12 protein-coding genes are annotated in these 11,748 nt (G+C 70.8%); 9 read left to right on the forward strand and 3 right to left on the reverse strand.

From position 1 onward, the window contains the following. Positions 1 to 502 precede the first annotated feature (502 nt). The gene (locus RL72_RS07845) at positions 503 to 706 is read left to right on the forward strand and encodes a cold-shock protein (RefSeq protein WP_045250254.1); all 204 of its coding nucleotides are present in this window, start codon (positions 503 to 505) and stop codon (positions 704 to 706) included. Positions 707 to 829: 123 nt separating this feature from the next. On the opposite strand, the gene RL72_RS07850 is transcribed toward RL72_RS07845, so the two are convergent. The 3 genes from RL72_RS07850 to RL72_RS07860 are packed head-to-tail and all read right to left on the reverse strand — an operon-like array spanning position 830 to position 3,488. Further along, positions 830 to 1,504, reverse strand: coding sequence for an HAD hydrolase-like protein (locus tag RL72_RS07850; RefSeq protein ID WP_045250285.1), 675 nt, complete (start codon positions 1,502 to 1,504; stop codon positions 830 to 832). 25 nt (positions 1,505 to 1,529) lie between these two features. Then, a complete protein-coding gene (nucS, locus tag RL72_RS07855) occupies positions 1,530 to 2,225 on the reverse strand; it encodes an endonuclease NucS (RefSeq protein WP_045250255.1) in 696 nt (231 codons plus the stop codon). A gap of 39 nt (positions 2,226 to 2,264) precedes the next feature. After that, positions 2,265 to 3,488: an MFS transporter gene (locus RL72_RS07860; protein ID WP_045250256.1), complete on the reverse strand. Its 1,224-nt coding sequence runs from the start codon at positions 3,486 to 3,488 to the stop codon at positions 2,265 to 2,267. Between the two features lie 59 nt (positions 3,489 to 3,547). On the opposite strand from RL72_RS07860, the gene RL72_RS07865 reads away from it, so the two are divergent. The 8 genes from RL72_RS07865 to RL72_RS07900 form a co-directional block, all read left to right on the forward strand. Continuing rightward, positions 3,548 to 4,636 carry a LacI family DNA-binding transcriptional regulator gene (locus RL72_RS07865; RefSeq protein WP_045250257.1) on the forward strand — a complete coding sequence of 363 codons (1,089 nt, stop codon included), beginning with the start codon at positions 3,548 to 3,550 and terminating at the stop codon, positions 4,634 to 4,636. A 126-nt stretch (positions 4,637 to 4,762) separates the two neighbouring features. Continuing rightward, positions 4,763 to 7,711 carry a Na+/H+ antiporter subunit A gene (locus tag RL72_RS07870; RefSeq protein WP_045250258.1) on the forward strand — a complete coding sequence of 983 codons (2,949 nt, stop codon included), beginning with the start codon at positions 4,763 to 4,765 and terminating at the stop codon, positions 7,709 to 7,711. Next, entirely contained in the window at positions 7,711 to 8,289 is a 579-nt protein-coding gene (locus tag RL72_RS07875) for a Na(+)/H(+) antiporter subunit C (RefSeq protein ID WP_045250259.1), read from the forward strand. The genes RL72_RS07870 and RL72_RS07875 overlap by 1 nt, the downstream gene beginning before the upstream one ends. Continuing rightward, on the forward strand, positions 8,286 to 9,848 hold the full coding sequence (locus RL72_RS07880; protein ID WP_045250260.1) for a Na+/H+ antiporter subunit D: 1,563 nt from the start codon (positions 8,286 to 8,288) through the stop codon (positions 9,846 to 9,848). Before RL72_RS07875 ends, RL72_RS07880 begins: the two co-directional genes overlap by 4 nt. After that, positions 9,845 to 10,504 (forward strand): Na+/H+ antiporter subunit E, encoded by a 660-nt coding sequence (locus RL72_RS07885; protein WP_082072253.1) that lies wholly within the window; start codon positions 9,845 to 9,847, stop codon positions 10,502 to 10,504. The genes RL72_RS07880 and RL72_RS07885 overlap by 4 nt, the downstream gene beginning before the upstream one ends. Then, positions 10,501 to 10,770 carry an MrpF/PhaF family protein gene (locus tag RL72_RS07890; RefSeq protein ID WP_045250261.1) on the forward strand — a complete coding sequence of 90 codons (270 nt, stop codon included), beginning with the start codon at positions 10,501 to 10,503 and terminating at the stop codon, positions 10,768 to 10,770. The genes RL72_RS07885 and RL72_RS07890 overlap by 4 nt, the downstream gene beginning before the upstream one ends. After that, positions 10,767 to 11,153 carry a monovalent cation/H(+) antiporter subunit G gene (mnhG, locus tag RL72_RS07895; protein WP_045250262.1) on the forward strand — a complete coding sequence of 129 codons (387 nt, stop codon included), beginning with the start codon at positions 10,767 to 10,769 and terminating at the stop codon, positions 11,151 to 11,153. The genes RL72_RS07890 and mnhG overlap by 4 nt, the downstream gene beginning before the upstream one ends. A gap of 93 nt (positions 11,154 to 11,246) precedes the next feature. Continuing rightward, the coding region (locus RL72_RS07900; protein WP_045250263.1) for an AMP-binding protein at positions 11,247 to 11,748 on the forward strand (502 nt) is incomplete at its 3' end.

Below are 11,748 nucleotides of genomic sequence, written 5' to 3' on the forward strand. Positions count from 1 at the left end.
AACGGCCTGGACACTGCAGGTGCGCTCCCCTAGTGTGGACCGCGCGCATGTGATGACGGTCGCTCCCGCCTGACGTCCCCAGCGAAGGCGGTAGGTCTTCCCCAGAGACCGGCGACCAATGCGTGCATTGGCCCCCTCGGCGCATCCAGTCCCCAATGGATACCCCGGGGGGGCCGCTTCGTCCCCAGTATTCCGATGTACTGCGATGATAGCCCCGCAACGGAGACTTTGTCCCCCTTTTGGGGGACAAAGTTGCCGATCATGGGTTATGCTTGATGCAGACGCACCCTCCGGTCGTCCTGGGTCCCCATCGCTCCCCCCGCGGTGGGGACCCGCTCCATTTCCCGGCCGGGCGCCGGATCCGCGGTCGGAACCGCCTCGCGGCGTCGTGCAACATTTATGTCACCTTGTCACCCGGGGTGTTGCTATGAGGCGCGTCTCGGATAGCGTTAGCCTTGTCGGCGCGTTTGCTCCGACGTAAGCCCAAGCAAGAAGGCAGTACATGACTCAGGGCACGGTTAAGTGGTTCAACTCGGAGAAGGGCTTCGGCTTCATCTCCCCCGACGACGGTGGAGCTGACGTGTTCGCGCACTACTCCGCCATTGCATCCTCCGGCTACCGCTCTCTCGACGAGAACCAGCGCGTCGAGTTCGATGTGGCGCAGGGCCCCAAGGGCCTGCAGGCCGAGAACATCCGTCCGCTCTGAGCGACACGGACTCCTGACTCCCCCGGGGCTTCGGCTCCGGGGGAGTTTCTCTTCGTGCTCCCGAGCCTGCCCGGCGCCGGGGAAGGGAGAACGCCGCTCCGGCGCTCTCACCGCCCGGAGCGCTCAGTCCCGCGGCAGCAGGAGCCGCAGCAGCTCGTCGGGCGTCGCGACCTCGGCGATGGAGCCGGCGGACTCCCCCGGCTCGCCGAAGCCCCAGGTGACGAAGATCACCGGGATGCCCAGCGGCGTCGCGCCCTCGATGTCGTGCAGCCGATCGCCGATGAGCACGGGGCGACTGACGTCCACGCCGGCGTCGGCCAGACGCTGCACGGCACGGCGCAGCACGGCCTCCTTGCCGTCGTGCAGCCCCGCGGCGTCGGGAAGGGCACCGGCCACGATGACGAAGTCGTCGATCAGCTCGTAGTGCTCCAGGATCGCGAGCACCTGGTTCTCGGGCTTGGAGCTGGCGGTCGCCTGCGGGATCCCCGCCTCCTTGACGGCCCGCAGGGCCTCGGGGACGCCCGGGTAGATGCGCACGCTGGCCGCGTAGCCGTCGCGCGCGGCGAGCCGGCGGTACTCGCGCACGGCCCGGTGCGCGTCGTCCTCGGAGAGGCCGGCGAGGTCGCGGAACGAGTCGAACATCGGCGGTCCGATCCACCGGGACAGCGCGGCAGGGTCGGGCTCGGGAAGCCCGAACGAGGTGAACACCTCGATCAGGCGCGGCAGGATCCCGGCCGAGGCATCGGCGATCGTGCCGTCCACGTCCCAGAGGATGCAGGTGTACGGAGGAACGGACATGTGCATGCCTCTCTCGGAATGGACGTCAGAACAGTCGGGGGGCGCCGGAGGAGATGCCCTTCATGTCCTCGTAGTCGAGCACGAGGCAGCGGATCCCCCGGTCCTCGGCGAGCACGCGCGCCTGCGGCTTGATCTCCTGGGCGGCGAAGACCCCCTGGACCGGTGCGAGGTGCGGATCCCGCCCGAGCAGCTCGAGATAGCGGGTGAGCTGCTCGACGCCGTCGATGTCGCCGCGGCGCTTGACCTCGACCGCGATCGCGACGCCCTCCGCGTCGCGCACCATCAGGTCGACAGGGCCGATCGCGGTGGGGTACTCGCGGCGCACCAGCGTCGCGCCCTCGGCGATGCGGTCGACCTGCTCGGCGAGCAGGCGCTGCAGGTCGGCCTCGACGCCGTCCTTCTGCAGGCCGGGATCGATCCCGAGCTCGTGAGCGGAGTCGTGCAGGATCTCGTAGATCTGCACGCGCAGCGCGTCGCCCGTCTTCTGGTGCGTCACCCGCCACACCTCGGTGACGCCCGCGGACGCCTCCTCCTCCCCCGGCTGCTCGGACTCCAGCCGGCACGGCGGGCTCATCCAGTTCAGCGGCTTGTAGCTGCCGCCGTCGGAGTGCACGAGCAGGCTGCCGTCGCCCTTGTGCACCAGCAGGCGCGTGGCGAGGGGCAGGTGGGCGTTGAGGCGGCCGGTGTAGTCCACGGCGCAGCGGGCGATGACGAGACGCACCCGAAGAGCCTAGCCCGCCACAGCCGCGCCCCGCCCCTCTCAGCCCGCGGAGACCTTCTCGTCCTCGCGGAGCGGCCGGGCGGCACCGGAGAACAGGCCGGACAGCGCGGCCAGCACTACGAGGATGTAGAGGGTGTTGAGCAGCCCGATGTGGTTGCTGATGAAGCCGAGCACGGGCGGACCCCCGAGGAACGCGATGTAGCCGATGGTCGCGGCGGCGCTCACGCGTGCGGCCGCCTTCGCCGGATCGTCGGCGGCCGCCGACATGCCCAGCGGGAAGCCCAGGGACGCCCCGATGCCCCACAGCGCCGCGGCCACGAAGACGAACGGCGTACTGGGCGCGAGGATGAACAGCAGGATGCCGCCGGCGGCGGTGATCGCGAGCACGCGCAGCACCACGACGCGGCCGAAGCGGTCTACCAGCGGGCCGCCGAACAGGCGCACCACAGTCATCGCGACGGAGAACGTGGCCAGCGCCGCGGCACCGAGCGCGGGACCCGCGCCGTGATCCTCGGACACGCCCAGGGCGAGCCAGTCGTTGGCGCCGCCCTCCGCGAACGACATGCCGAGCATGACGATGCCGAGGAAGTAGGTGCGCGGCTCGCGCCAGGCCTCCAGCGCGGTGTGCATCCGCTCGCGCCAGTGCGGCTTCTGAGCGGGCTGCGGGTCGAGCGCCTCCTCGCGGTTCGGGACGTTCGCCCAGCAGGTGACGGCGAGCACCGCGATCACGGCGGCGATCAGCAGCGCGTGAGACGACACGTTCCAGCCCAGCTGCACGAGCAGTGCCCCGATCCCCGCACCGATCACGGTGCCGAAGCTGAAGAACGCGTGGAAGACGGGAAGGATCGTCTTGCCCATCTGCTGCTCGATCGCCGTGGCCTCGACGTTCATCATCACGTCGAGGGATCCGTTGCCGAGACCGAACAGCACCAGGCCGACGATGACGACCGGCAGGGAGCCGAGCACGTTGGTGCCGAGCCCGATCAGGCCCACTCCGGCGGCGAAGCTCAGCATCGTGACGAGCATGCCGAGGCGCGCGCCGGTGCGCGCCATGACCGCAGGACTGGTCGAGATGCCGACGATCGAGGAGACGCCCATGCCCAGCAGCAGCACGCCCATCTGCGCGTTGTCGACGTGCAGCGCGGCCTTGATGTCGGGCACCCGCGACGCCCAGGTGGCGATGGACAGACCGCTGGCGAGGAAGATCGCGAAGATCGCGGCGCGCCAGCGCACGAACTGGGAGCGGGTGAGGGCGGTGTCCATGCGGTCAGTGTATCGAATCGATTCGATCTCTGTGATCCCAACGATGTTATTGTCGAGTCATGAGCTCGGATCCGGACGCCGCGGCACCGCGGCGCCGCGCGACGATCGCCGACGTGGCCCGTGCCGCCGGGGTGAGCCCGTCGACGGCGTCCGTCGTCTTCAGCGGCAAGGCGCCCGTGGCCGAGGCCACGAGGGAGCGCGTGCTCGCGGTCGCCGCCGAGCTGGGCTACACCGGCCCCGACCCGCGTGCGGCGTCATTGCGAAGGGGGCGCAGCGGCATCGTCGCCGTGGCCCTCGAGGAGCACCTGCGCACGGCGTTCCTGGATCCGGTGAAGACGGCCACGATGGACGGCCTCACCGACGGGCTCGCGGCCCTCGGCGCCGGCGTGCTGCTGCTGCGCGACGATCCGGAGGCGGGGGCGGACGCGCCCACGCTCGCCACCGCGCCCATCGACGCGGCCGTGCTGATCGGCTGCAGCGGCCGGATGCTCGAGACGCTGCAGACGGTGCGCGCCCGCGGCCTGCCGGTCGTGGTGATCGAGGGCGACGCCGGCGAGGGCGTGCCCCGCATGGAGCTGGACAACGTCGAGGCCGCGGCGCAGATCGCGCACCACGTGCGCGCCCTGGGGCACCGCAGGGTCGCCGTGGTGACCCTGCCGTTCGACGGGGAGCGGGTGCGCGGTGACGCGACGCCGGAGCGCATCGCGGCGATCACGACCCCCGTCACGAAGGACCGCCTGGACGGCACGCTGCCGGTGTTCCCCGAGGCGCGCGTGGTCTCGGCCGGCGGCAGCCTCATCGACGAGGGCGTGCTCGCGGGACGGCTGCTGTTCGCCGAACCGGCGACACGGCCGACCGCGGTGATCGCGCAGAGCGACCTCCTCGCGGCCGGCGTGATCCGCGCCGCCGAGGAGGCGGGGCTGCGCGTGCCCGAGGACGTGAGCGTGGCCGGATTCGACGGCATCGCGGTCGACGGGCTCGGAGAGCACATCCTGACCACCGCGGTGCAGCCGGCCGTCGAGAAGGGCAAGGCCGCCGGAGATGCCGTCGCCCGCATGCTGGCGGGGGAGCAGGCCGCGTCGATCCGCTTCACCTGCACGTTCCGCGAGGGCACCACGACCGGTCCGGCGCCGGCTTCCGGGGCTTAGATTCCGGATGCGGCATGCGACGGGGTCGGGAACTGCCACTAAACTGGTACCGAACCCGCCCGCCTGTGTCGACCTGCCCGCCCCTGCACTGAGGCCGCAGAGACCGACGAGCCAGAGGAGATCGCAATGCTGACGCTCCTCGCCGTGTTCGCCCTGGCCTCGCTGCTGCTGCCGTTCCTGGTCGCCTGGATCGGCACGAGGGCCTTCGCCGTCGCCGCACTCGTACCCGCCGCGGCCTTCGTGCACACCGCGATGCTGACGCCCCAGGTGCTGCTCGGCTCCGCCGAGGATCCCGCCGTGCTGCCGCGCGAAGCGGTCGAGTGGATCCCGCAGCTCGGGCTGTCGCTCTCCTTCCGCCTGGATGAGCTGAGCTGGCTGCTCGCCCTCATCGTCACCGGGGTCGGCGCGCTGGTGCTCCTGTACTGCCGCTGGTACTTCCGCGACTCCACGGAGGGCCTGGGCCAGTTCGCCGCCGTGCTGCTCGCCTTCGCCGGCGCGATGTACGGCCTCGTGACCACCGACGACCTGGTGCTGCTGGTGATGTTCTGGGAGGTCACCAGCATCCTTTCCTACCTGCTGATCGGGCACTATCACCGCCGTGGCGCGAGCCGGCGCGCCGCCCTGCAGGCGCTGCTGGTGACCACGCTCGGCGGGCTCGCGATGTTCATCGGGGTCGTGTTCCTCGCCGTCGACGCGGGGACCTCGAGCATCTCCCGGATCCTGGAGATCGCGCCCACCGGCCCTCTGGTCGACGCGGCGATCGTGCTCCTGCTCGTCGGCGCCCTCAGCAAGTCGGCGATCTTCCCGTTCCACTTCTGGCTTCCGGGCGCCATGGCGGCCCCGACGCCGGTGAGCGCCTACCTCCACGCCGCCGCGATGGTGAAGGCCGGCATCTACCTCATCGCGCGGTTCGCGCCGGTGTTCGCGCTCTCGGGCCCCTGGCGGCCGATCACGATCTCGCTCGGGGTCTTCACGATGCTGCTCGGCGGGGTGCAGGCGCTGCGCGAGACCGACCTGAAGCGGATCCTGGCCTTCGGCACCGTGAGCCAGCTCGGCTTCTTCACGATCGTGCTCGGCTACGGCACCTCGGATGCGATGCTGGCGGGTCTGGCCCTGGTGATCAGCCACGCGCTGTTCAAGTCGTCGCTCTTCCTCATCGTCGGCGTCATCGACCGCCAGCTCTCCACCCGCGACGTCACCGAGATCAGCGGGGTGGGCCGGCAGGCGCCGCTGCTCGCGACCGCCGGCTTCCTCGCCGTCGGGTCGATGATGGGGATCCCCCCGACCATCGGCTTCGTCGCGAAGGAGTCGACCTTGGCGGCCCTGTTCGACGAGTCGCTGCGCGGTTCGCCGTGGGGGATCGTCGCCCTCGTCGGCGTGATCCTGGGATCCATCCTCACCGCGGCATACGGCGCACGGTTCCTCTGGGGCGCCTTCTGGCGGAAGAAGGATGCCGCGGGCGCCTATATGCCCGATACGGAATGGCCGTCTCCGCCGTTCGGCTTCCTCGTGTCGCCGGTGGTGCTCGCGGCGGGAACCCTGGTGCTCGGCCCGCTCGCATCCGCGGTCACGGTGGCGCTGTACGGCTACGCGGACGACGCGAAGGCTCCCGGATACGACGGCGCCCCGCTCGATCCCGGCTATCTGGCGCTGTGGCACGGGCTCGCGCCGGCGCTGTTCCTGTCGCTCGGCGCGGTGCTGCTCGGGCTCGCGCTGTTCCCGCTGTCGCGGCGCTGGGGCTGGGACCGCGCCCGTCGCCTGCTGCCGTTCACCGCGCAGGACGCCTACTACGCGGTGATGCGCAGCATCGACCGCCTCTCGGTGGTCACCACCTCGCTCACCCAGCGCGGTTCGCTCCCGGTCTACGTGGGAACCATCTTCGTCGTGGTCATCGCGGGGGAGACCGCCGCGCTGATCGCCGGCGGGCCCGTGAACGCGCAGCTGAGCGCCTGGCACACACCCGTGCAGCTGGTCGTGGCGCCGATCATGATCGCCGCCGGACTCCTCGCGATCCGCGCGAAGAAGCGCTACACAGGCGTCGTGCTGGTCTCCGTCACCGGTCTCGGGATGGTCGTGCTCTTCGGCACGAGCGGAGCGCCCGACCTCGCACTCACCCAGATCCTCGTCGAGACCGTGACCCTGGTCACGTTCGCGCTCGTGCTGCGCCGGCTGCCGGCGCGGATGGGCGAGCACAACGCCTCGGTCGGCCGCGTGCCCCGCGCGATCCTCGGTGTCGCGGCGGGCGTCATGATGGCGCTGGTCGCCATCGTGGCCACCGGATCCCGGGTCGCGGAGCCGATCTCCGACGCCTTCCCGCAGCTCGCCTACGAGCTCGGCCACGGCAAGAACGTCGTGAACGTCGCCCTCGTCGACCTGCGAGGCTGGGACACCATGGGCGAGCTCTCGGTGCTCGTGCTGGCCGCCACCGGCGTCGCCTCGCTCGTGTTCGTGACGCACCGCGCCGACCGGCTCTCCGCCACCCGCGCGCTGCCGGAGGGCCCGCGCCAGTCCCGTCGCCGTCCGCTCGTGGAGACCACGGAAGGCGTGCGCGTGCAGACGGCGGGCGACACCGCGCCGCGCGCGTGGCTCGTCGGCGGCGGCAATGTGAGGCCGGAGAACCGCTCGATCCTGCTCGAGGTGATCGTGCGGATCCTGTTCCACACGATCATCGTCGTCTCGATCTACCTGCTGTTCGCGGGGCACAACGCGCCGGGCGGCGGCTTCGCCGGCGGCCTCGTGGCAGGCATGGCCCTGGTCATGCGCTACATCGCGGGCGGGCGCTGGGAGCTCGGCGCCGCGGCCCCCACGGACGCCGGACGGCTGCTCGGAGGCGGGCTCATCCTCGCGGTCGGCGCGGCGGTCGTGCCGCTGTTCTTCGGGCTGGCGCCGCTGTCGAGCGCCGTCTGGGAGGCGGAGATCCCGGTGATCGGCCACCTCGAGTTCGTGAGCTCGACGATCTTCGACATCGGCGTCTACCTCGTGGTGATCGGCCTGGTGCTCGACGTGCTGCGCAGCCTCGGCGCCGAGGTCGACCGGCAGACGCTCGAGATGCGCGCGCGGGGGGTGGACATCTGATGGACGTCTCGCTCGTGCTCATCGTGATCATGGCCGTGCTCTTCGGATGCGGCGTCTACGCGATGCTCGAACGCAGCCTCACCCGGGTGCTGATCGGCTTCCTGCTGCTGGGCAATGCGGTGAACCTGCTGCTGCTGATCGTGATGGGCCGCCCCGGCCGCGCGCCGTTCTACGGCACCGCGGACGACATGAGCGATCCGCTGCCGCAGGCGCTCACGCTCACCGCGATCGTGATCACGTTCGCGGTCTCCGCCTTCCTTCTCGCCCTCATCTACCGCTCCTGGCAGCTGGGCAAGGCCGACACCGTCGAGGACGACGAGGCCGACATCGCGCTGCGCGAGCGCACGGAGGTCGAGGAGGACCTCATGGACGACGAGGTCGACCTCGAGGACGAGGATGCGACCACCGACTTCGTCGGGGTGGCGACGGCGCCGATCCGGGTCCTGCACGCGAAGGACCACGCCGCCCTCGTCGACGACGCGCCCGTGGATGTGCCGGACCCGACCCCCGACGACGCGGGAGCTCGCGCCGACCGCACGACCGACGACGACCGCAGCCCGGGGGAGGGAGACCGATGAACGCCCTCGTCCCGCTGCTCGTGGCGCTGCCCCTGCTGGGCGCGGCGATCACGCTCGTCTTCGGCCGGAACACCCGGATCCAGGTGATCGTCACGGTCGCGACCCTCGCGGCGGTCTCCGTGATCGCGGCGACGCTGCTCGTCGTGGTCGACCAGACCAAGCCGATCGCGGTCATGGTCGGCGGCTGGCCCGCGCCGTTCGGGATCGTGCTGTACGTCGACCGGCTGGCAGCGCTCCTCGTGCTCGTGTCGAGCATCGTGCTCGTCGCGGTGCTGCTCTTCTCGGTCGGCCAGGGCGCCGCGGACGGCGCCGAGGAGACGCCGATCTCGATCTTCAACCCGTCGTACCTGATCCTCGCGGCGGGCATCTTCAACGCGTTCATCGCGGGCGACCTGTTCAACCTCTACGTCGGCTTCGAGATCCTGCTCGTGGCCTCCTACGTGCTCATCACGCTCGGCAGCACCGAGTCGCGGATCCGCACCGGCGCGGTGTACATCGTCGTCTCGCTCGTCTCCTCGGTGCTGTTCCTCGTGGCGATCGCGCTCATCTACGCCGCTCTGGGCACCGTGAACATGGCGCAGATCGCCGAGCGGATCGGGGAGATCCCCCCGAGCACCCAGCTCGTGCTGCACCTCATGCTCGTGGTCGCGTTCGGCATCAAGGCGGCCGTGTTCCCCATGTCGTTCTGGCTGCCCGACTCGTACCCGACCGCTCCGGCGCCGGTCACCGCGGTGTTCGCGGGCCTGCTCACCAAGGTCGGCGTCTATGCGCTGATCCGCACCGAGACACAGCTGTTCAACGTGTCGAGCATCAACACCCTGCTCATGATCGTGGCGCTCGCGACGATGGTGATCGGCATCCTCGGCGCGGTCGCGCAGGCGGAGCTGAAGCGGATCCTCTCGTTCACGCTGGTCAGCCACGTCGGCTACATGGTGTTCGGGCTGGCGATCGCGACCCCGGCCGCCATCGGCGCCACCGTGTACTACATCGTGCACCACATCATCGTGCAGACCACGCTGTTCCTGGCCGTGGGCCTCGTCGAGCGACGGGCCGGCAGCACCTCGATCCTCAAGGTGCGCGGCCTCATGAAGGCAGCGCCGCTGATCGCGATCCTCTACTTCGTGCCCGCGATCAACCTCGGCGGACTCCCTCCCTTCTCGGGGTTCATCGGCAAGTTCGCGCTCTTCCAGGCCGCGGCGCAGGTCGCCACGCCCCTGATCTGGGTGCTGATCGTCGGCGGTGTGCTCACCTCGCTGCTCACGCTGTACGCCCTCATGCGCGCCTGGAACCTCGCGTTCTGGCGGGAGAAGGACGACGCTCCGGAGGAGATCGAGAACGAGCGCATCGCCCATCTCGGCAGCGCGCCGGCCGCCGACGAGCAGCAGGAGCGACGCCGGATCCCCACCATCATGACGTTCGCGACCGGCGGCATGGTGGCCGTCACCCTGGCCCTGACCGTGTTCGCCGGACCCATCTACGGACTCTGCGAGCGGATCGGCGCCAACCTCCTGCAGCCGGTGCACCTGGACATGCTCGACGGCGACGAGGTCTCCTCATGAGCCCCGACGCCAAGCGCGGCCTCTGGCGCGAGATCGGCCTGCAGCTGCCGTTCCTGCTCTGGCTGATCGTGCTGTGGATGCTGCTGTGGGGCCAGTTCACCGTGCTGTCGGCGCTGACCGGCATCGCGGTGGCCCTCTTCGTGACGCGCGTGTTCCGGCTGCCCACGATCGAGCTGTCCGGGCGGATCAACCTGTGGTGGGCGGCGCTGCTCGTGGTGCAGTTCCTCGCCGCGGTCGTGCACGGCTCGCTCAGCGTCGCCGCGCAGGTGCTGAACCCGCGCCGGGTGCCGCGCTCCGCGATCATCGCCGTGCCCCTGCGCTACTCCGACGACCTGGTGATGACGCACGTCGCGGTCACGTCCTCGCTCATCCCTGGATCCCTCGTGGTCGAGGCCGATCGCGACACCCGCACGCTGTACCTGCACGTGATCGGCGTGCGCTCGCTCGACGACGTCGAGCGCCAGCGCGCCGGGGTGCTGCGCTGGGAGCGCCGCATCGTGCGCGCGCTCGGCTCGCCGGCGCAGGCCGCGCGGCTGCGTGCCGACGAGCGCGCCGAGCACGACCGTCTCGCCGGGACGATCGCCGGCAGCTCGCCGACGCCGCACCGGGCGAAGGGATCCGGTCCGGCGCAGGAGTCCGAGGAGGGTCGCCGATGAATCCGCTGCTGCTCGTGATCATGGTCGTGTTCGCCGTCGCGGCGATCCTCACCGTGATCCGCATCGTGATCGGCCCGTCGATCCTCGACCGCGCGGTCGCCGCCGATGTGCTGCTCACCGAGGTCATGTGCGTGCTCGGCGCCGACATGGCCATCAACCACCACACGCGCACCCTGCCGGTGCTCATCGTGGTCGCCGCGGTCGGCGTGTTCGGATCCATCTCGGTCGCGCGGTACGTCGCACGAAGGGACAACACGCCGTCATGAACCTCTTCGAGCTGCGGATCCCGGACGTGGTCGTCGACACCGCCGTCTGGATCCTCGTCCTGCTCGGCGCACTGCTGTGCCTCACCGCGGCGATCGGACTGCTGCGCCTGAAGGACGTGCCGAACCGGCTGCACGCCGCGACCAAGCCGCAGGTGCTCGGGCTGCTGCTGATCTGCCTCGCGATCGCGCTCTCGCAGCGCTCCGTGATCGGGATCGTGCTGGGGCTCCTGCTCGTGGCGCCGGTCGTGCTCATGCAGTTCGCGACGGCACCCCTGTCGGCGCACATGGTGGGGCGCCAGGCCTATCGCAACGGGACGATCGACGAGCGCTCGCTCGTGGTCGACGAGCTCGCCGACTCCAAGCGCACCCCGCCGGCGGGGTGATCCGGGCCCCCGGGTCCGCTTCACCTGCTGTTTCCCCGCCCGCGGTACCCTGAGCGCGCACGCGCCCTGCGTGCGTCGCTCGAACGGAACCCGATGCAAGACATCCTCGACCGCGCCGCACTCGCGGCGCCGCCGCGCACGCTGATCGACATCCTCGTCGACACCGCACGGCGGCATCCCGACGCCTCCGCGATCGAGGACGCGGCGGGCGCCCTCAGCTACGGCGAGCTGCTCGCCCAGGTCTGGCGCACGGCGGCCCGGCTGCGCGAGCGCGGCGTGATGCGAGGCGACCGGGTGGGCATCCGGATGCCGTCGGGCGGCCGCGAGCTGTACATCGCGATCCTCGGCACGATGGCGGCCGGGGCGGCGTACGTGCCGGTCGACGCGGACGACCCCCAGGAGCGCGCCGACCTCGTCTTCGGCGAGGCGGAGGTGCGCGGTGTGATCGGCGCCGGAGGCGTGTTCGCCCCGACTCCGGATCCGTCCCCGACCCCGGACCCGTCCCCGAACCCGGACCCGGATCCGACCCCGGACCCGGATCCGTCTATTTCTGCCGATCTGCGGGATTTGCCGGGCATTCCCCACGGTTCGGCAG

The sequence above is a fragment of the Microbacterium azadirachtae genome (assembly GCF_000956545.1).
GTDB classification, from domain to species: domain Bacteria; phylum Actinomycetota; class Actinomycetes; order Actinomycetales; family Microbacteriaceae; genus Microbacterium; species Microbacterium azadirachtae.